This is a genomic window from Pseudomonas sp. BMW13 (assembly GCF_013357275.1).
Lineage (GTDB): Bacteria > Pseudomonadota > Gammaproteobacteria > Pseudomonadales > Pseudomonadaceae > Aquipseudomonas > Aquipseudomonas khazarica.
Map to the genome: position 1 here is coordinate 176,615 of NZ_SUKD01000004.1, position 19,715 is coordinate 196,329.

Sequence of the window (19,715 nt, forward strand, 5' to 3'; positions counted from 1 at the left end):
TATGTATTTTGTTGAAAACAAGCTGAAGGGAGGATGTGATGAGTGCATTGATTCGCAGCCAGCCTGATGCCGATGCGGTGCTGGCCAAGGCGTTGCTCAATACCCGTGAGCAGCTGGGCCTGACCCAGCAGGAGCTGGCCGATATCGTCGGTGTGCACCGCAGCGCCATCAGTCGCTGGGGGGAGCAGGGCGGCTTGCGTCCGCAGAGCAAGACCGGTGAGCTGGCGTTGTTGCTGATCCGCGCCTACCGGGCGTTGTTCGCCCTGTTTGGCGGCAACCTGCAGGACATGCGGCACTTCCTGCGTACCGAGAACCGTCATCTGGCTGGCGTGCCACTGCAGCAGATGGGGCAGGTACAGGGCCTGGTGCGTGTCGTCGAGTACCTGGACGCCATTCGCGGCAAGGTCTGAGCCGCCACTCGCAGCCTGCTGCGCGCCGACCGTGCCGCGTCGAGTACAGGCTCTACTCTCGGGAGTGATCGCCATGGACATCTGGCAACAATGCGCGGGCGAACGGCAGGTTCGCCCGCTACGCGGCAAGCTGCTGCGCATGGTGGAAAGCCAGGCGCAGGTGGCCACCTCGCAACTGGTGGACAACCTGGCGGAGCAGGCGCTGCTCGAAGACCTGCTGGAGAACAGCAAGCCGCCGCTGCCCGAGGCTGCCGAGCCGCTGCACTATCTGCTCAAGACGCCGTTCCGTTATCCACCGCTGCGCTGGGGCTCGCGCTTCGGCACGGTGCACGAGCCGAGTCTGTTCTACGCCGCGCAGCATCTGCAGACGGCGATGGCCGAGGCGGCGTACTACCGTTTCGTGCTGTGGAACGGCATGCTCAGCCCGCCGCCCAGTGGGCGCATCCTCTCCGAGCACTCGACCTTCGAGGCGCGTTATCGCGTCGAGCGCGGTATCCAGTTGCAGTTGCCGCCCTTCGATGCGCATGCCGCGCTGCTCGCGCATCCCAGCGATTACAGCGTCGCCCAGCGGCTGGGCGCGGCGATGCGCGCGGCGGATATCCAGGCGTTCGAGTACCGCTCGGCGCGTTGCCCCGCAGGTGGCAGCAATGTCGCGCTCTATGTGCCGCAGGCGTTCGCCGAGAAACGGCCACGCAACCTCACGGCCTGGTTGTGCGAAACCACGGGTGATTACGTGGCGTTCAAGCCCGCTCAGGTTCCCGGACAGCCGCGACTGTTTCGCTGGGAGCAGTTTCTGGTGCAAGGGCAGTTGCCACACCCCGCATGAATGCTGCCGCAGCGCTGGCGATGCCCCGAAACAGAGCGCTGCGCGGATATGTCGCACGGAGTTGTGCACAATGCTGAGGCAGCCTGTCATCTCACTGTCAGAACCGCCGCTAAACGTTTGATTTTTCGTGGTTGATTTTTAAGTCAATGAAAAATATGCATTTTTTTCATTGGTGAAAAAATCGTCAGTTTGACCGGAGCGCCCATGGCATCGGGCCTGACGGCGCTTTCGCCCAAGTTGTGCACGGAGTTATCCACAGGTTCTGTGGATTGTGTGGCGGGGCTGGCGGAGTCGCCCGAAACAATCGCCTGGCGGGACTTTACCTTGGCAAAAAAAGGAGTAGAGTGGCGCGCCCCGGCAGTTACCCCTGTTTTTCTTATGCCTCGCGCTTTACCGTCGTCATCCTCCGCAGCCCGTCCAAGCTCTTCTCGTCTGCCCATGCGCGTCGCGCTGTGGCTGCTCGACAATCCGCGTCTGGGCAAGACGCCCAGCGTCAAGCGCATCGCCGGCAACCTGCTCAAGCAGCCTGCACGCAAAGGCTGCGTGCAGGCGCAGAGTCGCCTGGGTCAGCTGCTCTGCCGCGACTGCGGCAACACCCGTGACCGCCGCATCGGCTACGAGCTGCTGCGCCAGGCCGCCCGCGCGGGTGATCGCGGTGCCCAGCAGGAACTGCAGCGTCTGTCGCGCTGACCGCGTACTGGCCCCGTGTGAATCGTCCGCTGGGTATACTGCTCGGCGGTCAAACATGGAGCGTCTATGCCAATCGATCCCCTCTCTCTTGCCATCGGTGCCGTCGCGGCGCTGGTGCCGCTCCTGGCCGGCATCTGGTCACTGCAACGCCGGCTGGCCCGCGAACAGAGCGAACAGGCGCTGTTGCAGGAGCGCCTGGAACACGCACAACTCGGCCAGGCCGGTGTGCTCGCGCAGCTCGATGCCTGCCGCGCCGAGCTGGCCGAGGTCAGTGAGATCAAGGTCGATCAGCAGACCGAACTGGCTGGCCTGCGTCGCGAGAACGAGTTGCTGCAGCAGGAGCGGCAGATCTCGCGCGAGGCGGCACAATCCTGGAACCAGCAACGTGAGCGCAACGAAGCCGAACTGCGCCGGCTGACCGCCGAGTGCGCGGCGCTGGCCGCCGAGCTGCAGGAGAATCGCGACAACCAGCAACAGCGTCTCGATGACCTGCAGGGTGCACGCAACGAGCTGCGCGCCCAGTTCGCCGAGCTGGCCACGGCGATCTTCGACGAGCGCGAGCAGCGCTTTGCCGAGACCAGCCAGCAACGCCTCGGGCAGTTGCTCGATCCGCTCAAGGAGCGCATCCAGGCGTTCGAGAAGCGTGTCGACGAGAGCTATCAGCAGGAGGCGCGCGAGCGCTTCTCCCTGGGCAAGGAACTGGAGCGCCTGCAGCAGCTCAACCAGCGCCTGGGCGACGAGGCGACCAACCTGACGCGAGCGCTGAAAGGGCAGAAGACCCAGGGCAACTGGGGCGAGCTGGTGCTCGAACGTGTGCTGGAGCATGCCGGCCTGGAGAAGGGCCGCGAGTACCAGACCCAGGTCAGCCTCAAGGGCGCCGGTGGCGAGCGTTTCCAGCCCGATGTGCTGATTCGTCTGCCGGGCGACAGGCAGGTGGTGGTCGATGCCAAGGTCAGCCTCAGCGCCTACCAGCACTATGTCGCAGCCGCTGACGAGGCGGTACGCCAGCAGGCGCTCAAGCAGCATCTCGTCTCCTTGCGCAGTCACCTGAAGGGCCTTTCCGGCAAGGACTACCAGCGTCTCGAAGGCCTGCACAGCCTGGACTTCGTCCTGCTCTTCGTACCGATCGAGGCGGCCTTCGCGGCCGCCTTGCAGGCCGAGCCGGACCTGTTCCAGGAGGCGTTCGAGCAACAGGTGGTGATCGTCAGCCCGACCACCTTGCTGGCCACCCTGCGGGTCATCGACAGCCTCTGGCGCCAGGAGCGCCAGGGCCAGAACGCCCGCGAGATCGCCGAGCGCGCCGGCCAGCTATACGACAAGTTCGTGGCCTTCGTCGCCGACCTGGACGAGATGGGCAGTCGCCTGCAGCAGCTGGACAAGGCCTACGCCAGCGCCCGCAACAAGCTGGTCGAAGGGCGTGGCAATCTGGTTGGCCGGGTGGAGAACCTCAAGCTGCTGGGCGCACGCGCCAGCAAGAGCCTGCCGGGCGAACTGCTCGAGCGTTCCGCCGATCTGCCGGCGCTGGATGAGCTGGGCGAGTGAGCGGCGTTCGGCGCTGATCCAGGCCGCCGCGCCGTTGCACTCGCACTGCCCAGGCGTTCACGCGGCGCCTTTCTCCGCAGCTGCGCGCAGGGCCGCCGGCGAGCTGGCCAGATAGTCCAGCGCGGCCTGCAGGTCGCCCTCGATGCGCGGGTGAAAGCGCGGATCGAAGTAGCGCAGCACGGAACGTCCGACGCTGGCGGTGCTCGGCAGCAGGCCGCGCTTGCCCAGGTCATGCCACATGCGCAGGAACCCCGGGCGATAACGCGTGGCCGGGTCCTGGCGCATCATCACCTTCATCGCATCGCTGAACAGGTAGAGCAGCGCCGGAGAGGCGATCAGCATGAACAGCCAGCGCATCGCCAGGCTGCCGCCCAGGTGGACGTGCAGGTCGTGGGCGACGCAGCGGTGTTCCACTTCCTCGGCGCCGTGCCAGCGCAACAGGTCGAGCATCACCGGGTCGGCGTGATCGAGCCCACGGCTGTTGACCACCCAATCTCCCAGCACGCAGGTGAAGTGTTCCACCGCCGCGATCAGGCCGACGCGCTGGCGTAACCACCAGGTTTGCAGACGCCGGCTCAGGCGATTTTCTCCCAGGGGGTAGTCGCACAGCAGCTTGTCGAACAGCCAGTCGACCTTGCGTGTGAAGGGGCGCGGATCGATGCCGTGGCGGCGCAGGTAAGGGGTCAGCGCGCTGCCGTGGGCCCGGGCGTGCTGTGCCTCCTGCAGCACGAACCCGCGCACGTCCTCGCGCAGCCCGGGGTCGCTGACCTGCGGCAGGGCCTTGTTGTACACCTTGCAGAACCAGAACTCGCCGGCCGGCAGCAACAGGTGCAGGCCGTTCATGATGTGCGAGGCCTCCGGCTCGTTCGGCACCCAGTGCAGAGGCGTGTCGCTGAAATCGAAGCGCACCTTGCGCTGTTGCAGGGCGGGTTGCTTGCCTGGATTCATGGTTGCGCTCGTTCCAGTTCGTTGACGTAATCGCGCAGCCAGCCGGCCAGCCTGGCCGGTTTGGCCAGCAGCTGCCAGTGGCCGGCGCGCACTTCGCGGCGGGTCAGCAACGGCGCCCAGTGCTGCAGGTCGTCGAACAGCTGCGGGCGCACGAAGCGGTCGTTCAGCGGCACGATCAGCTGCAGGGGCACACGGGTACTGCGCGTACGCGGATGCAGCAGGCTGCGGATGAAGTTGGCGCGATACAGCTGCACGCCGCGCATGCCGTCGGCGCGTTGCGTGCTGCTGGGGGGTAGCTCGCTGACGCCCTCCAGGCGGCTCAGCAACCAGGGCCAGGCGCGATCCAGACCCAGGCGCCAGCACAGCTCCGGCAGCAGCGGGGTGTGGAAGAAGGCGATGTACCAGGAGCTGAGCAACTGACCCAGCGCCTGCAGCAGCGCCCTGGGGCGGCGCAGGCTCAGGCGTTCGCGCAGCCAGTGGCCGACATGGTCGAGGCACGGTCCGGAGAGGCTGGTGTAGGACGCCAGCAGCGGCTGGATGCGTGGTTCGGTCACCGCTTCCCAGCTCTGGATCGAGCCCCAGTCGTGGGCGACCAGGTGCACCCGGCGACCTGCGCTGGTGGTGTGGATGACCGCTTCGAGGTCGCGCGCCAGCTGTGGCAGGCGGTAGTCCTGCACGCGTCGCGGCACCTGCGACGTGCCGCAGCCACGCACGTCGTAGGCGACGATGCGGTAGTCGTTGGCCAGCTCGCGGATCAGCGGCAGCCAGACCTCGTGATTATCCGGATAGCCATGCACCAGCAGCAGGGTCGGGGCATCGGCCTTGTCCCAGATGTAACTGCGCAGGCGCAGGCCGTCGCTGTGAACGTCCAGTTGCTGCGGCGGCAGGTCGTGGCGTTGCAGGGGCGCGTTCATCGGCTAGGACCGACGAGCAGGATGAGCGGGAACATGGCAGGCTCCGGGCAATGACGATTACATTGTTTGATGTAATTGTCATTGTTGAGCGCCAGGTGGCCTTTGCCTAGTCGTTGCGCCAGCGTTCGAGCGCAAGCGTTACGGCGTTACCGGCGCGTGTCGAAGCGCTCTGCAACGGGGGACAGCGCCAGCAACGGCGGTTTTCGGCCGGGGCAATGGTGAGCAAGTCCAGCCCTTGGTTGGGGCGCCGGCAACGGTTGGCGACGGCCTCGGCGCCAGACTATGATCGGCGCATGACTGAGGTTTCCCTGTTCTTTCAGCGCCTGCTCGGCAGCGCCGCACCGGCGTCGGCGGCGGCCGTCGCCGAATACACGGTCGACGAGCTGGCCCAGGCCGCGCAGACCACCGTGCGCAACGTGCGCGCCTATCAGGATCGCGGGCTGCTGTCGCCGCCGGAGCGGCGTGGGCGTGTCGGCATCTACAGTGGCGAGCACCTGGCGCGGCTGCGCCTGATCGGCCAGTTGCTGGAGCGCGGCTACAGCATCGCCAGCATTCGCGAGCTGTTCGACGCCTGGTCCCAGGGGCGCGATCTGGCTCACGTGCTGGGGCTCGAGCAGGCCATCCGTGGCCCGGGGGAACCGGAGCAGCCGGGGCGCCTGGAGTTCGCCGAGTTGCAGGCGATCTTCGCTGACGATCTGGATGACGCGCTGATCGAGCGGGCACAGGCCATGGGCCTGCTGCAGTTCGCCGGCGATCACCTCAGCGTGCCTAGCCCGCGGTTGTTCTCGGCCGGGGTGCAGCTGTATCGCGCCGGCATTCCCCTGCCGGCGCTGCTCGATGAGCTGGAGTCGATCCGGCGGCATGTCGAGCAGGTCTCCACCGGCATCGTGCAGATGATCGCCGGTCATCTGGTCAACCCGCTGTTGCAGACCTCGCTGCCGCATGCCGATCAGCTCGAGGGCCTCAGCGCCCAGCTGCTGCAGCTGCGTCCGCTCGTCGAGCAGGTGGTCGAGGCCGAGCTGGCGCGTGGTCTGCCGGTGGCCGCCAACCGTGAGCTCAGCGAGCGCGTGCATCAGCTGCTGCAGGGCTTCCTGCAGCGCAGCTAGTCGTCCGCCACCTGTCCGATCAGCCGCGCAGGACCAGATGGCGGCTGAGCAGGGCGCGCAGGGCGGCGGGCTTGACCGGCTTGGGCAGGTAGTCGAGGCCCGCGGCATGCACGGCGGCGACCAGCTCGGGGCGGCCGTCGGCACTGATCACCACGCCGGGCACCGGTTCGCCCAGGCGGGTGCGCAGCCAGGCCATCAGCTCGGTGCCGGTCTCTCCCTCGTCCAGGTGGTAGTCGACCAGGGCCAGCTGCGGATGCACCTCCTCGCTGAGCAGGTGCTCGCACTCCAGGCGGTTGCGCGCCGTCCACACCTGGCAGCCCCAGCGCGACAGCAGGCTGTACATGCCGGTGAGGATGCTGTCCTCGTTGTCGATGCAGATCACCTGGATGCCCTGCAGCGGCTGGCCGTCCGTCGCGGACAGGGCGGGGGCCTGGGGCTTCGCTGCGGGCTTTCTGGCCAGTGGCACGCTGACGCTGAACACGCTGCCCTTGCCCGGCCAGGAGCGCACCTCGAGGCGGTGGGACAGTACCCGGCAGAGCCCGTCGGCAATCGCCAGGCCCAGGCCCAGGCCTTTCTCGGCGCGCGTCTGGTGGCTGTCCAGGCGCTTGAATTCCTCGAAGATCACCTTGCGCTTGTCCTCGGGAATCCCCGCGCCCCGGTCCCAGACCTCCAGGCGCAGCTGCCCGCCCTCGCGGCGCACGCCGAGCACGACACGGCCCTTGGCGTAGCGGAAGGCGTTGGTGAGGAAGTTCTGCAGCACCCGGCGCAGCAGCTTGATGTCGCTGTCGACCCATTCGCGACTGCCGTGCACGCGCAGGTCGATGCCCTGTTCCACGGCCAGCACGCCGAACTCGGCGGCGAGGGTATCGAACAGGTTGGAGAGGGCGAACGGATGGCGATCCGGGGCGATGCGGCCGTTCTCCAGGCGCGAGATGTCCAGCAGGTCGGTGATCAGGTCCTCGGCCGAGCGCAGCGAGCTGTCCAGGTGCCTGACCAGCTCCTGCGCTTCGCCGGGCAGAGCTTCGTCCTGGTGGGCCAGCGCCGCGGAGAACAGGCGCGCGGCATTCAGCGGCTGCATCAGGTCATGGCTGACCGCCGCGAGGAAGCGCGTCTTCGACTGGTTGGCGGCCTCGGCGTGCGCCTTGGCCTCGGTCAGCGCCTGGTTCAGTTTCGACAGCTCGTGGGTACGTTCGGCGACACGCCGCTCCAGGCTCTCGTTGGCATCCTTGAGGGCGCGCTCGGCTTCGCGGAATTCGGTGATGTCGGTGAAGCTCATGACGAAGCCGCCGCCGGGCATGGGGTTGCCGATCAGCTCGATCACCCGGCCGTTGGGGAACACCCGTTCGTAGCTGTGCGCGGTGCCCTGGCGCATCCAGTACAGGCGCTTGGCCACGTTCTCCTCGACATCGCCGCCGCCGAGCATGCCGCGCTGGGCGTTGAAGCGGATGATCTCGGCAATCGGTCGGCCGACGTAGATCAGCCCTTCGGGGTACTCGAACAGCTCCAGGTAGCGATGGTTCCAGGCCACCAGGCGCAGGTTCTGGTCGACCACGCTGATGCCCTGGGTGATGTTCTCGATCGCCCCTTGCAGCAGGGCGCGGTTGAACTGCAGCACCTCGCTGGCCTCGTCGACGATGCGCACCACATCCTCGACCTGCATTTCCCGGCCTTCGATCGCGGCCCTGACCACGGCGCGGGTCGAGGAGGCCCCCAGGACCCCGGCGAGCAGGCGCTCGGTATGCGCGATCCATTCGCTGTTGGCCGGCTGGTTGGGGTCGAAGTCCTTGCCTTTGCCCTGGCGCAGGGCGAAGCGGGTGAAGCTCTGCCGCGCCCGTTCCTCGCCGACGAAGCGGCTGGACAGCATCAGCAGGTCCGCTACCTGCACGGCCAGCAGGCTGCGCCCGCTCGGCTTGGTGCCCAGGTCATGGCCGATGAAACGACCGGCTTGCCAGTGCTCGGAAACGCGCGTGCGGGAGAACCAGGAGACCCAGGCGAACAGCAGCATGTTGCCGGCCAGCGACAGCACCACGCCACGGGTCAGCGGGTCGACGTGCAGGCCGATGGGGGCGTACAGCAGAGTGGTCAGCCCGGGGAAACCGTGCAGCGACCAGCCCATGCCACGGGCGGCCAACGGCAGCACCAGGGTGTAGAACCACAGCAGCGCGCCGACGATCAGGCCGGCGAAGACGCCGCGACGGTTGGCCTGTTTCCACACCAGGGCGCCGAACATGGCCGGCGCGAGCTGGCCGATGGCGGCGAAGGACACCTGGCCGATGGTGGCCAGGCTGGTGCCTTCACCGAGCAGGCGATAGCAGACGTAGGCCAGCAGCAGGATCAGCACGATGCTGACCCGGCGGGCAGTGAGCATCCAGTGGCGGAAGGCCTCGAACGGGCGCTCGGTGCTCTGCCGGCGCAGCAGCCAGGGCAGCAGCATGTCGTTGGAGATCATGGTCGACAGCGCCACCGAGGCGACGATCACCATGCCGGTGGCGGCCGAGGCCCCACCAATGAAGGCCAGCACCGCCAGGCCCGGATGCGCTTCGGCCAGGGGCAGGCTGATGACGAAGGAGTCGGGGGTGACGCCGGCCGGCAGCAGCATCTGCCCGGCCAGGGCGATGGGCACGACGAACAGCACGGCCAGCACCAGGTAGGCCGGAAACACCCAGCGTGCCAGGCGCAGGTCCTTGGGCTCGATGTTCTCGACCACGGTGACATGGAACTGCCGTGGCAGGCAGACGATGGCGATCATCGCCATGCCGGTCTGTACCAGCATGGCCGGCCAGTTCACCGCCTCGTTCCAGAAGCTGTCCAGCTCGGGGGTGCTGTGGGCCTGGGCGAGCAGGTCGTTGAAGCCGTTGTACAGGCCGAAGGTGACGAAGGCGCCCACGGCGAGGAAGGCCAGCAGCTTGACCAGCGACTCGAAGGCGATCGCCAGCACCATGCCCCGGTGGTGTTCGGTGACGTCGAGGTTGCGCGTGCCGAACAGGATGGTGAACAGGGCCAGTACCAGGGACACGATCAGGGCGGTGTCCTGCGCGCTGGTGCCGGTGTCCAGCGCATGCTCGCCGATCAGCAGGTTGACCCCGAGCACGATGCCCTTGAGCTGCAGGGCGATGTAGGGCAGCACGCCGACCAGGCAGATCAGCGCCACGACGATGGCCAGCGACTGCGACTTGCCGTAGCGCGCGGCGATGAAGTCGGCGATGGAGGTGATGTTCTCCTGCTTGCTGATCATCACCATCTTCTGCAGCACCCAGGGCATGCTCAGCATGAGGATGATCGGCCCGAGGTAGATGGGCAGGAACGACCACAGCTGCTCGGCGGCCTGGCCCACGGCGCCGAAGAAGGTCCAGCTGGTGCAGTACACGGCCAGCGACAGCGAGTAGACCCAGGCGCGAATCTTCGGCGGCATGGGCGTGCTGCGGCGGTCTCCATAGAAGGCGATGGAGAACAGGATGGCCATGTAGAGGAGGGCGACCGCGGCGATCAGCCCGGGGGACAGCGACATGCAGGCTCCGGAACGCAGGGTGGAATGAGGTGAGCCTGGCACCCGAGGCGAGGCTGATGATGATCAGTGTTGCACAAAGCGGCAGTTCGTCGGCTGCGACCAAGGTCGCAGGCTGCCCGGCGCACTTTGCGACAGGACTTGATTGTGCCGCAGGCACTGGCCTGATAGCGTGCCGGGTTTGCGACTCTGTCCGAGGAAGGACCCTATGTTCAAGCCGCAACTGGTGACGTTGCAACGGGGCGCCCTGCGCCTGGAACCGCTGTCCGATGCCGACATCCCGGCGCTGGTGGCACTGGCCGAAAGCAATCGCGACGAACTGCTGTACATGAGCGGCACTCAGCGCCTGGACTGGTACCGCAGTGCGCTGGCCGATCTGCGTGAGCAGCGCGCGTTGCCGTTCATCGTGCGTCTCGGTGACGAACTGGTCGGCACCACGCGCTTCGCCGAATTCATGAACACCCTGCCGGCCTGCGAGATCGGCTGGACCTGGCTCGACCGCAGCCAGCACGGCACCGGCCTGAACGGCACGATCAAGTACCTGATGCTCAGGCATGCCTTCGACAACTGGGGCATGGTGCGCGTGCAGTTGAAGACCGCCGGCAGCAACCTGCGCTCGCAACGCGCCATCGAGAAGCTCGGCGCCGTGCGTGAAGGGCTGCTGCGCAACCACCGCCGGCTGGCCGATGGCCGCCTCGACGATACCGTTCTCTACAGCATGACCGACCTGGAGTGGCCGGCCGTGCGGGATGCCCTGGAGGCACGCTTCGGCGCCTGAGCCCTGATGGAGAGTCGCGAGCAGACCCGTTTCTGGCAGGCCTCGGCGCTGTGTGGCGTCGAGCTGCTGCAGGCGCGCTATCTCCAGCAACGCTTCGCCCCGCACGTGCACGAGGGGTTCGTCTTCACCGTGATCGAGCACGGCGCCCAGCGTTTCCGCCACCGTGGCAGCGATCACCTGGCGCCGCAGGGCAGCATGGTGCTGATCAACCCGGACGAGGTGCACACCGGCTCCAAGGCGCACGACGACGGTTGGCGCTACCGCGGCTTCTATCCCGACAACGCCCAGGTGCTGGGGGCGTTGCAGGAACTCGGGCTGGCCAGGTCCGGCATGCCCTCGTTCGCCGTCAGCGTGCTGGATGACCCGCGTCTGCACACGGCCTTCCTGCAGCTGCATCGCCTGCTGGAGGACGGCGCCGAGGCGCTGCAGCAGCAACTGGCCTGGCGCGAGGCGATTCTGCTGCTGTTCCAGCACCACGGGCGGGTCGGCGAGGCGGCCGCGCCGGGGCGCGAACCCTGGGCGGTATCCTGCGCCAAGCAGATGCTCGCCGAGCAGTTGCTCGAGCCGCCATCGCTGGAAGAGCTCGCCGCCGCGGTCAATCTGTCCCCCTTCCACTTCGCCCGGGTGTTCCGCCGCGCGACGGGCTTGCCCCCCCATGCCTGGCTCAAGCAGCGGCGTCTCGAACAGGCGCGGGCGCTGCTCAGGAGCGGTTGCTCCGCGATCGGCGTGGCCACGCAGCTGGGCTTCGCCGACCAGAGCCATCTTTCGCGGCAGTTCAAGCAGGTCTATGGCGTCAGCCCCGGCGAGTACCGCAAGGCCTGTCTGAGCTGATCCCTGCTCAGGCCAGGTCGGGCTCGCAGAGCCGTTGTGTTCCCGGCATCCAGGCATAAAAAAACCGGCGCCCCTCACGGGTACGCCGGTTCTTCACGGGCAGGGTCGATCAGAATTCGTGATCGGCGGTGTCCGGGTTCAGGTCGCTGATGCCCAGCTTGCCGGCTGCCTGCTCGATGGCACCGGTCTGCTTGACCAGGGCGGCGATGGCGTCGCGTACCAGTTGCTGGCCTTCGGCGTTGTCGGCGGCGATCAGCTGATCGAAGTGCACGTTGTTCTTCTCGGCGCTGTCGACCAGGGCCTGCAGCTTGGCTTCGGTGTCCTGCAGGTCGGCCTTGAGCGTGGTGTCGGCCTGGGCGTCGGCCTTGGCCACCAGGTCGGCCAGGCTCGGGCCGGTCAGGGTGCTGCCGTCGACCTTCTTGTACTCGCCCAGGTAGACGTTGCGAATGCCCTTGCCGTTGTAGAAGTGCGAGTTGTGCGTGTTGTCGCTGAAGCAGTCGTGCTCGTCTTCGGTGGAGTTGGCTTCCAGCGCGACCTTCATGCGCTCGCCGGCCAGTTCGCCCAGCGACAGGCTGCCCATGCCGAACAGCATCTTGCGCAGGCCGTTCTCGCCCGAGTCGGCGACCAGCTCGCTGCGGTAGTTGCCTTCGACGCCGTCCTTCCACTGCTCGACCATGTCATTCAGGTCGCTGACCAGCAGATCGGTCGCGGCCTTGAGGAAGGCACGGCGACGCTCGTTGTGGCCACCGGTGGCACCATCGCCAACCAGGTAGTCGGTGTACGGACGCTCGCCGGCACCCGGGTTGGTGCCGTTCAGGTCCTGGCCCCAGAGCAGGAATTCGATGGCGTGGTAACCGGTGGCGACGTTGGCCTCGGAACCGCCCAGCTCGTTCAGGCTGGCCAGCAGCTCACCGTTGATCTCGGTGACGTCGAGCTTGTCTTCGCCGACCTGGATCTCGGTGTTGGCGATGATGTTGGCTTGCGCGCCCGGGTTGCCCAGTGCGTGCTGGTAGTCGTCGGCCACGTAGTCGATCAGGCCTTCGTCCAGCGGCCAGGCGTTGAGCTGACCTTCCCACTCGTCCACCACCGGGTTGCCGAAGCGGAACACTTCGCTCTGCATGTAAGGCACACGGGCCGCCAGCCAGGCTTCACGCGCGGCTTTCAGGTTGGCTTCGCTGGGCTCGGCGAGCAGGGCGTCGACCGCGCTCTGCAGCGCCTTGCCGGTGCTGGCGGCGTCGCTGAAGACCGCGAAGGCCAGGTCGGCGTAATGATTGACCACCGCCTTCGCAGCAGCCTCGTCGACCTTCGCGGCAGGCGCAGGGGCCGCGCTCTCGGTGGCGGCGGCAGGTGCGGCGGCCTGCGGAGCGGGGGCTTTGTCTTCGCCGCAGCCAGCGAGGGAAATGGCGATGGCCAGCAGGCTGGCGGAGGCCAGGGGCATACGAATCATGGCGGGGTCCTTTGCGTTAACGAAATGGGCCTGATACTCGGTGGTACCTGAAAAACTGCGACATAATGCAAATGTTTCGCATTATGTGTAAAGGCCATTATGCGTCGCTGTGCAGGATATCGCTGTCGAGAGCCGCGGCTGCCGCTAGAATGCCAGCACCTGATTCGCAGTTCTGCATGGAGAAAACTGCATGAGCCTGACCACCGTGATCGTGATCGTTGTCCTCGTCCTGCTGGGTGCCTACGCGGTGTCGTTGTACAACGGCCTGGTGCGCCTCAAGCATGGCGTCAGCAAGGCCTGGTCGAACATCGACGTGCTGCTCAAGCAGCGTCATGACGAGCTGCCCAAGCTGGTCGAGACCTGCAAGCAGTACATGCAGTACGAAAGCGCCACGCTGGAGCGCGTCATCGCTGCGCGCAGTGCCGTGGCCAGCGCGCGCGAGCAGCACGATGTCAGCGCCCTGGGCAAGGCCGAGAGCGGCTTGCGCGCCGGCCTCGGCCAGTTGTTCGCCCTGGCCGAGAACTACCCCGAGCTCAAGGCCAACGACAGCTTCCAGCACCTGCAGCAGCGCATCAGCGGCCTGGAGAACGGTATCGCCGACCGCCGCGAGCTGTACAACGAAGCGGTCAACCTCAACAACGTGCGCATCGAGCAGTTCCCGGACGTGATCGTCGCGCGCATGTTCAACTTCCGCGAAGCCGAGCTGCTGGTGTTCAGCGATGCCGAGAAGGCCGACGTCGACATGAAATCGCTGTTCGGTTGAGCATCCGCCGGTGATGCAGGGTGATCCTTTCGGTTTCTTCCTAACGCTGGCTTTCGCCCTCGGTGCTTTTCTGGGTGGGGCCTGGTGGTGCCTGCGGCGCTGGTCGCAGGCGCGTCATCTGCTCGATACGCCGACCTCGAAGATTCGTTCGGCGGCGCAGGGCTACGTCGAACTCTACGGTGTGCTCGAGGCGCTGCCGGACATGCAGCTGAGCGGGCCGCTGACCGGCAAACCGTGCCTGTGGTGGCGCTTTCGTATCGAGGAATACCGCTCCAGTGGCAGCAAGCGCAGCTGGCGGGTCGTCGAGAGCGGAGCCAGCGATGCCTGGCTGCGCCTGGTCGATGGCACCGGCGAGTGCCTGATCGACCCGCGGGGTGCGGAGATCCGCGCGGCGGTGCGCGAGGTCTGGGAGGGTAACCTGCGCCATCCGCTGGGGCCGGCCAAGACCGGCCTGCTCGGCTTCCTCAGCAGCGGCCAGCGCTACCGCTACAGCGAGGAGCGCTTCCACGTCGGCCAGCCGCTGTACGCCATCGGCGACTTCAGCACGCATGGCGCCGCGCAGCAGGGCTTCGACATGCAGTCGGCGCAGGGCGAGGTGATCCGCGAGTGGAAGGGCGACTACGTCGGCCTGCTGCGGCGTTTCGACAGCGACGGCAATGGCCAGCTCGATGAGCATGAGTGGAACCGCGTGCGCCTGGCCGCGCAGCTGGAGGCCGAGGACCGCCATCGACTCAAGGCGGCGGAGCCGGCGCAGAACCAGATGGCCAAGCCCGGAGAGCGCCAGCCCTTCATCCTTTCCAACAGCGGCGAGGACGAGCTGGCCCGTGGTTTTTACTGGCAGGCAGCGGCTGGCGCCGTGCTGTGCCTGGTCGGCGCGTTGGCGACGGCCTGGCTGTTCGGCGTGCAGAGCTGGTAGCGCCTGGCATACCGACTGGCGCACATGCAAACGCCGCGTCCCTGCAGAGGGGCGCGGCGTTTTCGTTTGCGGGTCTGTATGCGCTCAGAGCGTGGCAGCGGAGCTCAGGCGTCTGGCCTGCTTGAGGAAGAGGGTCAGGTCGCGTGCCGGCAGTGGCTTGCTGTACAGGTAGCCCTGACCTTCGTGGCAACCCTGGGCGATGATGTAGGCCTCCTGCTCGGCGGTTTCCACGCCCTCGGCGATGACCTGCATGCCCAGGCTCTTGCCGAGCTGGATGATGGCGCGAACGATGGTGGCGTCATCCTCGTCTTCCAGCAGGTCCTGCACGAAGCTCTTGTCGATCTTGATCTTGTCCAGCGGCAGGCTCTTCAGGTAGCTCAGCGAGGAGTAGCCGGTACCGAAGTCGTCGATGGCGATCAGCGCGCCGGAGCGGCGCAGGCTGAGCAGGTGCTGGGCGGCGGTGCTGATGTCTTCCATCAGGCCGGTCTCGGTCACCTCCAGCTCCAGGCTCTTCGGCGGCAGGCGATAGACCTGCATCAGGTTGTTCACCACCCGGGGCAGCTCGGCGTGGTGCAACTGCACCGTGGACAGGTTGACCGCCATGCGCAGGTCGCTGAAACCCTGGTCGTGCCATTCACGCAGCTGGCGGCAGGTCTGATCGAGGATCCACTCGCCGATGGGGATGATGGTGCCGTTCTGCTCCGCCAGCGGGATGAACAGGTCGGGCGGGACGAACCCGTGCTGCGGATGCTGCCAGCGCAGCAGGGCCTCGACGCCGACGACGCGATGGTCGCGGTAGTCCACCTGCGGCTGGTAGACCAGGTGCAGCTGGTTCTGCGCCAGTGCGTCGCGCAGGTCCTTCTCCAGCTCGCGACGGCGACGCATCTCGCTGTCCACGCTGGCGATGTAGAACTGGTAGCGGTTGCGCGAGCGGCTCTTGGCCAGGGTCATGGTCTGTTCGGCTTTCTGCAGCAGCTTCTCGGTGCTGTCGCCGTCTTCGGGGAACAGGGTGATGCCGATGGTGGCGCGCAGGCGCACTTCGTGCTGGTCGAGCAGGAAGGGCAGCTCCAGGTCGTCGAGCACGCTCTGCGCCAGCTCGGCGGCCTCGTAGGGTTGCTCGATGTCGGCCTGAACCAGGGCGAACTGGTCACCGCCCAGGCGCGCCAGTGCGCCGAGGCGCCCGCTGTGGCTGCGCAGGCGGTCGGAGAGGGCGAGCAGCAGCTGGTCGCCGCTCTGGTAGCTGAATTGCTCGTTGATGCCCTTGAAATCGTCCAGGCCGACGCAGAGCACGGCGACGCGGCGTTGCAGACGGCCGGCGTCTTCGAGGATCTGGTCGAGTTGCTGCTGCAGTTGCTGGCGATTGGGCAGGCCGGTGAGGAAGTCGTACTGGGCCATGCGCAACAGGCTGTTCTCGGCCTCGCGGCGCAGGTGGGTATTGCGCTCGATGGAGGCCAGCAACTGGTTGGCGGTATTGATCCACAGCCCCAGTTCGTTCTGCTCGTTGCCCTTGAGCATGGGCAGCTTGTGTTCGCTGGGGCGGTCGGGGTTGATGTTGGTCAGGTGCTCGATGATCTTCGACAGCGGCTTGGTCAGCAGCCAGTGATAGACCAGATAGAGCACCAGGCCCATGGCCATGGCCCGCAACACGCCGGAGACGAAGATGATCACCGAGTTGGTGACGAAGCTCTCGCCATAGGCGGCGGTGTCGAGGGTGATGTTGAGGTCGCCGTAGTACTCGCTGTAGGGACCGCGCCCCACCAGCTTGGTGGAGAACTGCTGTTCCTGGCCGAGGATCGGGTCGGTCAGCCAGCGTGTCGGTATCTGCGCCAGATCCCGGCTGCGCTCGGCGAGCATGGGTTCGTTGGGATGGCCGATGGCGGCGTAGCGCACCGACTCGTGCTGGAACAGCCCCTCGATGACCTGCATGCCCATTTCCCGGTCCAGGCTGTACACCGCCTGGGTCGAGGGGTCCCGAAACATGCCGAGGATGCGCTGGGCGTCGTTGGATACTGCCTGGCGCGTCTTGTAGGCATCGAACACGATCTGCGCGCAGCTCAATACCACCCCGACCACCAGTGCCGAAAGCAGCACTACGCGGAGCAACTTGAGCGACAAGCTGTTTTTCAATTCCAGCTTCAAAGGCAATTCCTTATGTCGATGCTTACAGCGTCAGTCAGACGAGAGTATTGGCAATCTCGTTCTAGCCGTCAAAGGGCCATCATGCCTGGTGGCACTTTTTATTCCATAAGGAACGGTCCTGGTGCGAATCGATGCCATCGGCATGATTCCCTGCTTTATGTCGGTGCGATTCTGCCGGACTTGAGGCCCTTGGTCGCCTTGGCCGTTCGTCGGCCCTGTGCCGGCTGAGGCGCGACATCCCTTGGCACTGGATGCTGGCACAAGAGTTGCGAAGTCCGGGCATCGATCGGAAGGGGGGTCGTGATGAAAACACTCGTGCTGTTGCTCGTCGCCGTCGGCTTCGCCCCTCAGGCCCATGCCGCCTCGGAGGAGGCTGCCAATACGGCCTGGCTGGTGCTGGCCAGCGTGCTGGTGTTCTTCATGCAGGCGGGCTTCGCGTTGCTGGAGAGCGGCATGTCGCGGGCCAAGAACGCGGTCAACGTGATGATGAAGAACTACATGGACTGTTGCGTCGGCGGCATCGTGTTCTGGCTGCTGGGCTTCGGCCTGATGTTCGGCGCCAACCTCAGCGGCTGGTTCGGCATGAGTCACTTCGCGCTGAACCAGGCCGAACCCTGGGATTACACCTTCCTGCTGTTCCAGATGATGTTCGCCGCGACCGCTGCCACCATCGCCAGCGGTGCGATGGCCGAGCGTACGCGCTATGGCGCCTACCTGGTCGGTGCGTTGCTGATCAGTGGCGTCATCTACCCGATATTCGGCAGCTGGGTATGGGGCGGGATGTACGGTGGCCAGGGCTGGCTGGCCAAGCTGGGTTTCGTCGACTTCGCCGGGTCCACCGTGGTGCACAGCATTGGCGCCTGGTGCGCGCTGGCCGGAATCCTGGTGCTCGGGCCGCGCCTGGGGCGTTTCGCCGCCGATGGCACGCCGCGCATGATTCCCGGGCATAACCTCGGCCTGGTGGCGCTGGGCGGCTTCATTCTCTGGGTGGGCTGGTTCGGCTTCAATGCCGGCAGCAACCTGGCGGTCAGCAGCAGCCTGGGGCTGATCGCCCTGAACACCCATCTCGCCGCCGCCGCCGGGGCGCTCGGTGCGTTGCTGGCACAACGCAGCACCGCCAGCCCGATACTGCTGACCACGACGGTCAACGGCTCCATCGGGGGGCTGGTCGGCATCACCGCAGGTTGTGCCAGCATGGCTCCGGGGTTCGCGCTGCTCAGTGGCCTGGTCGCCGGCTTCGTGGTGGTCTACGGCATGCGCCTGCTCGACCGCCTGCAACTCGACGATGTGGTCGGCGCGGTGCCGGTGCACGGCTTTGCCGGTATCTGGGGCACGCTGGCCGCCGGGTTGTTCTACCAGGGCGACCTGTTCAACTGGGCGCGGGTCGGCGTGCAGGCACTGGGGGGCGTGGCGGCCTTTCTCTGGGCGTTTCCGCTGTCCCTGCTGGTCTACCTGCTGTTGGCCAAGACCATCGGCCTGCGTGTCTCCACGCAGCACGAACAACGTGGGCTGGATTTCGCCGAGCATGCCGAGGTCGGCTACCCGGAATTCAACCAGACGCAGACCTTCGATAGCGAGCAGTGGTCGAGGAGGGGCTGAGGATGAGACTGAGTCTGCGGCGTCGGGCGATCTACACCGGGCTGGTCGGGCACTTCTCGGAGGAGGAGGTGTGGCCGTTGCTGGCGCTCTGGGAAAACAAGTACGCGGAGCAGCCACCTTTCGCCCTGAACGAGTTCCTCGCCGAGGTGGTGCTGCGCACCGAGCGCAAGCTGGAGCGCGCCCGCCTGTAACGGGAGCTGGTGGGGGCGTTGACTGGTCCGCCTTCGCAGTTGCTGCCGGACCCGGAGGAGCAGCTGGCCGCATGGCGCCAGGGGCGCAACGAGGCGGTGAGGCGGGTGGCGACACCCGATGCGGCGGCGCAGGCGACCTTCCTGGCCCTGGGCCAGGCCTTGCTGGAGCAGCTCGATGCGGCGCAGCAGGCGGCCTTGCGCGGGTTCGCCGCCGGCAACCTGGCTGGCATGGAAGTGGGGCCGGAACTGACCACGCAGCTGCGCACCTGGTTCGAGCAGGGCAGTGCCGATGGCATCGCCGCACTGGGCCTGGAGCAACTGCGCAAGCTGCTCAATCTGCTCTATATCGGCTTGTGCGAGTTTCTCGGGCCGGTGCGCGCCGACCGTGTGCTGAGCCAGGCGGTCAGTCGCGTGGAGGAGCGCGGGGCGGCGTTCTCGCCGAGGCGCCTGCTGTGAATGCAGGCAGCAGATACGAAAAACCCGGCCATCGAGGCCGGGTTCTTCGGATTACGGGGCTTGAACTCAGGCCGCGTAGTTCTGGGCGACGAAGTCCCAGTTGACCAGGTTCCAGAACGCCTCGACGTACTTCGGACGCAGGTTGCGGTAGTCGATGTAGTAGGCGTGTTCCCAGACGTCGCAGGTCAGCAGCGGGGTGTCGCCGCTGGTCAGCGGACAGCCGGCGCCGATGGTGCTGGCCAGGGCCAGGGAGCCGTCGGCCTTCTTCACCAGCCAGCCCCAGCCGGAGCCGAAGGTGCCGATGGAGACCTTGCTGAACTCTTCCTTGAACTTGTCGAAGGAACCGAAGGCGGCGTTGATGGCATCAGCCAGGGCGCCGGTCGGCTGACCACCGCCGTTCGGCGACAGGCAGTTCCAGTAGAAGGTGTGGTTCCAGATCTGCGCGGCGTTGTTGAAGATGCCGCCCGAGGAGGTCTTGACGATTTCTTCCAGGCTCTTGCCTTCGAACTCGGTGCCCGGCACCAGGTTGTTCAGGTTTACCACGTAGGTGTTGTGGTGCTTGCCGTGGTGGAATTCCAGGGTCTCGGCGGAAATGTGCGGCTCGAGAGCATTCTTTTCGTAAGGCAGCGGCGGCAATTCAAAAGCCATGGTCTA

The 19,715-nt window shown here is 66.3% G+C and carries 19 protein-coding genes; 12 read left to right on the forward strand and 7 right to left on the reverse strand.

The genetic code is table 11. The features are described from left to right. Positions 1-38: 38 nt before the first annotated feature. Both E4487_RS04525 and E4487_RS04530 read left to right on the forward strand, forming a co-directional pair. Positions 39-410: an XRE family transcriptional regulator gene (locus E4487_RS04525; RefSeq protein ID WP_037049292.1), complete on the forward strand. Its 372-nt coding sequence runs from the start codon at positions 39-41 to the stop codon at positions 408-410. A 73-nt stretch (positions 411-483) separates the two neighbouring features. Next, positions 484-1,236 (forward strand): RES family NAD+ phosphorylase, encoded by a 753-nt coding sequence (locus tag E4487_RS04530; RefSeq protein ID WP_037049289.1) that lies wholly within the window; start codon positions 484-486, stop codon positions 1,234-1,236. A 143-nt stretch (positions 1,237-1,379) separates the two neighbouring features. Here the strand turns inward: E4487_RS04530 and E4487_RS04535 are convergent, their stop codons facing one another. After that, entirely contained in the window at positions 1,380-1,676 is a 297-nt protein-coding gene (locus tag E4487_RS04535; RefSeq protein WP_152489372.1) for a hypothetical protein, read from the reverse strand. Between E4487_RS04535 and E4487_RS04540 the strand changes: the two genes are divergently transcribed. Together E4487_RS04540 and rmuC are read left to right on the forward strand one after the other, a co-directional pair. After that, positions 1,675-1,926: a hypothetical protein gene (locus E4487_RS04540; protein WP_037049286.1), complete on the forward strand. Its 252-nt coding sequence runs from the start codon at positions 1,675-1,677 to the stop codon at positions 1,924-1,926. The two genes, E4487_RS04535 and E4487_RS04540, sit on opposite strands and share 2 nt — an antisense overlap. 180 nt (positions 1,927-2,106) lie before the next feature. Beyond that, complete coding sequence (rmuC, locus tag E4487_RS04545) at positions 2,107-3,468, forward strand: DNA recombination protein RmuC (RefSeq protein WP_167494366.1); 1,362 nt, start codon at positions 2,107-2,109, stop codon at positions 3,466-3,468. Positions 3,469-3,525: 57 nt separating this feature from the next. On the opposite strand, the gene E4487_RS04550 is transcribed toward rmuC, so the two are convergent. Together E4487_RS04550 and E4487_RS04555 are read right to left on the reverse strand one after the other, a co-directional pair. Beyond that, a complete protein-coding gene (locus tag E4487_RS04550; protein WP_134677091.1) occupies positions 3,526-4,416 on the reverse strand; it encodes a metal-dependent hydrolase in 891 nt (296 codons plus the stop codon). Next, entirely contained in the window at positions 4,413-5,330 is a 918-nt protein-coding gene (locus E4487_RS04555) for an alpha/beta fold hydrolase (RefSeq protein ID WP_175252791.1), read from the reverse strand. Before E4487_RS04555 ends, E4487_RS04550 begins: the two co-directional genes overlap by 4 nt. Before the next feature lie 293 nt (positions 5,331-5,623). Between E4487_RS04555 and E4487_RS04560 the strand changes: the two genes are divergently transcribed. Next, entirely contained in the window at positions 5,624-6,436 is an 813-nt protein-coding gene (locus E4487_RS04560; protein WP_134677093.1) for a MerR family transcriptional regulator, read from the forward strand. A gap of 19 nt (positions 6,437-6,455) precedes the next feature. Here E4487_RS04560 and E4487_RS04565 read toward each other — a convergent pair whose 3' ends face one another. Next, entirely contained in the window at positions 6,456-9,944 is a 3,489-nt protein-coding gene (locus tag E4487_RS04565; protein WP_037049261.1) for a PAS domain-containing hybrid sensor histidine kinase/response regulator, read from the reverse strand. Positions 9,945-10,149: 205 nt separating this feature from the next. On the opposite strand from E4487_RS04565, the gene E4487_RS04570 reads away from it, so the two are divergent. Together E4487_RS04570 and E4487_RS04575 are read left to right on the forward strand one after the other, a co-directional pair. Then, positions 10,150-10,719, forward strand: a complete 570-nt coding sequence (locus tag E4487_RS04570) for a GNAT family N-acetyltransferase (RefSeq protein ID WP_175252792.1) — start codon at positions 10,150-10,152, stop codon at positions 10,717-10,719. Between the two features lie 6 nt (positions 10,720-10,725). Next, on the forward strand, positions 10,726-11,550 hold the full coding sequence (locus E4487_RS04575) for an AraC family transcriptional regulator (protein WP_150606047.1): 825 nt from the start codon (positions 10,726-10,728) through the stop codon (positions 11,548-11,550). Positions 11,551-11,659: 109 nt separating this feature from the next. Here the strand turns inward: E4487_RS04575 and E4487_RS04580 are convergent, their stop codons facing one another. Beyond that, positions 11,660-12,997 (reverse strand): imelysin family protein, encoded by a 1,338-nt coding sequence (locus E4487_RS04580; RefSeq protein ID WP_037049254.1) that lies wholly within the window; start codon positions 12,995-12,997, stop codon positions 11,660-11,662. A gap of 190 nt (positions 12,998-13,187) precedes the next feature. Here E4487_RS04580 and E4487_RS04585 point away from each other — a divergent pair, with 190 nt between their 5' ends. Then, positions 13,188-13,760, forward strand: a complete 573-nt coding sequence (locus E4487_RS04585; RefSeq protein WP_037049251.1) for a LemA family protein — start codon at positions 13,188-13,190, stop codon at positions 13,758-13,760. Positions 13,761-13,770: 10 nt separating this feature from the next. Further along, entirely contained in the window at positions 13,771-14,676 is a 906-nt protein-coding gene (locus tag E4487_RS04590) for a GIDE domain-containing protein (protein WP_175252793.1), read from the forward strand. An 84-nt stretch (positions 14,677-14,760) separates the two neighbouring features. Here E4487_RS04590 and E4487_RS04595 read toward each other — a convergent pair whose 3' ends face one another. After that, positions 14,761-16,815 (reverse strand): bifunctional diguanylate cyclase/phosphodiesterase, encoded by a 2,055-nt coding sequence (locus E4487_RS04595; protein ID WP_037049246.1) that lies wholly within the window; start codon positions 16,813-16,815, stop codon positions 14,761-14,763. Positions 16,816-17,118: 303 nt separating this feature from the next. Between E4487_RS04595 and E4487_RS04600 the strand changes: the two genes are divergently transcribed. The 3 genes from E4487_RS04600 to E4487_RS04605 are packed head-to-tail and all read left to right on the forward strand — an operon-like array spanning position 17,119 to position 19,061. Beyond that, positions 17,119-18,414: an ammonium transporter gene (locus E4487_RS04600; RefSeq protein ID WP_175252794.1), complete on the forward strand. Its 1,296-nt coding sequence runs from the start codon at positions 17,119-17,121 to the stop codon at positions 18,412-18,414. 2 nt (positions 18,415-18,416) lie between these two features. Further along, positions 18,417-18,605, forward strand: a complete 189-nt coding sequence (locus E4487_RS24475; RefSeq protein ID WP_257229336.1) for a hypothetical protein — start codon at positions 18,417-18,419, stop codon at positions 18,603-18,605. 18 nt (positions 18,606-18,623) lie between these two features. Next, positions 18,624-19,061: a hypothetical protein gene (locus E4487_RS04605; RefSeq protein WP_257229337.1), complete on the forward strand. Its 438-nt coding sequence runs from the start codon at positions 18,624-18,626 to the stop codon at positions 19,059-19,061. A 66-nt stretch (positions 19,062-19,127) separates the two neighbouring features. Here the strand turns inward: E4487_RS04605 and sodB are convergent, their stop codons facing one another. Beyond that, positions 19,128-19,709: a superoxide dismutase [Fe] gene (sodB, locus tag E4487_RS04610; protein WP_037049239.1), complete on the reverse strand. Its 582-nt coding sequence runs from the start codon at positions 19,707-19,709 to the stop codon at positions 19,128-19,130. Positions 19,710-19,715 lie beyond the last annotated feature (6 nt).

Coding starts and splice junctions, on each gene's coding strand:
- E4487_RS04550 (WP_134677091.1), bottom strand. CDS start 4,416: ATGAATCCAGGCAAGCAACCCGCCCTGCAACAGCGCAAGGTGCGCTTC.
- E4487_RS04565 (WP_037049261.1), bottom strand. CDS start 9,944: ATGTCGCTGTCCCCCGGGCTGATCGCCGCGGTCGCCCTCCTCTACATG.
- E4487_RS04575 (WP_150606047.1), top strand. CDS start 10,726: ATGGAGAGTCGCGAGCAGACCCGTTTCTGGCAGGCCTCGGCGCTGTGT.
- E4487_RS04585 (WP_037049251.1), top strand. CDS start 13,188: ATGAGCCTGACCACCGTGATCGTGATCGTTGTCCTCGTCCTGCTGGGT.
- E4487_RS24475 (WP_257229336.1), top strand. CDS start 18,417: ATGAGACTGAGTCTGCGGCGTCGGGCGATCTACACCGGGCTGGTCGGG.
- E4487_RS04555 (WP_175252791.1), bottom strand. CDS start 5,330: ATGAACGCGCCCCTGCAACGCCACGACCTGCCGCCGCAGCAACTGGAC.
- E4487_RS04540 (WP_037049286.1), top strand. CDS start 1,675: ATGCGCGTCGCGCTGTGGCTGCTCGACAATCCGCGTCTGGGCAAGACG.
- E4487_RS04600 (WP_175252794.1), top strand. CDS start 17,119: ATGAAAACACTCGTGCTGTTGCTCGTCGCCGTCGGCTTCGCCCCTCAG.
- E4487_RS04560 (WP_134677093.1), top strand. CDS start 5,624: ATGACTGAGGTTTCCCTGTTCTTTCAGCGCCTGCTCGGCAGCGCCGCA.
- E4487_RS04525 (WP_037049292.1), top strand. CDS start 39: ATGAGTGCATTGATTCGCAGCCAGCCTGATGCCGATGCGGTGCTGGCC.
- E4487_RS04530 (WP_037049289.1), top strand. CDS start 484: ATGGACATCTGGCAACAATGCGCGGGCGAACGGCAGGTTCGCCCGCTA.
- E4487_RS04535 (WP_152489372.1), bottom strand. CDS start 1,676: ATGGGCAGACGAGAAGAGCTTGGACGGGCTGCGGAGGATGACGACGGT.
- sodB (WP_037049239.1), bottom strand. CDS start 19,709: ATGGCTTTTGAATTGCCGCCGCTGCCTTACGAAAAGAATGCTCTCGAG.
- E4487_RS04580 (WP_037049254.1), bottom strand. CDS start 12,997: ATGATTCGTATGCCCCTGGCCTCCGCCAGCCTGCTGGCCATCGCCATT.
- E4487_RS04570 (WP_175252792.1), top strand. CDS start 10,150: ATGTTCAAGCCGCAACTGGTGACGTTGCAACGGGGCGCCCTGCGCCTG.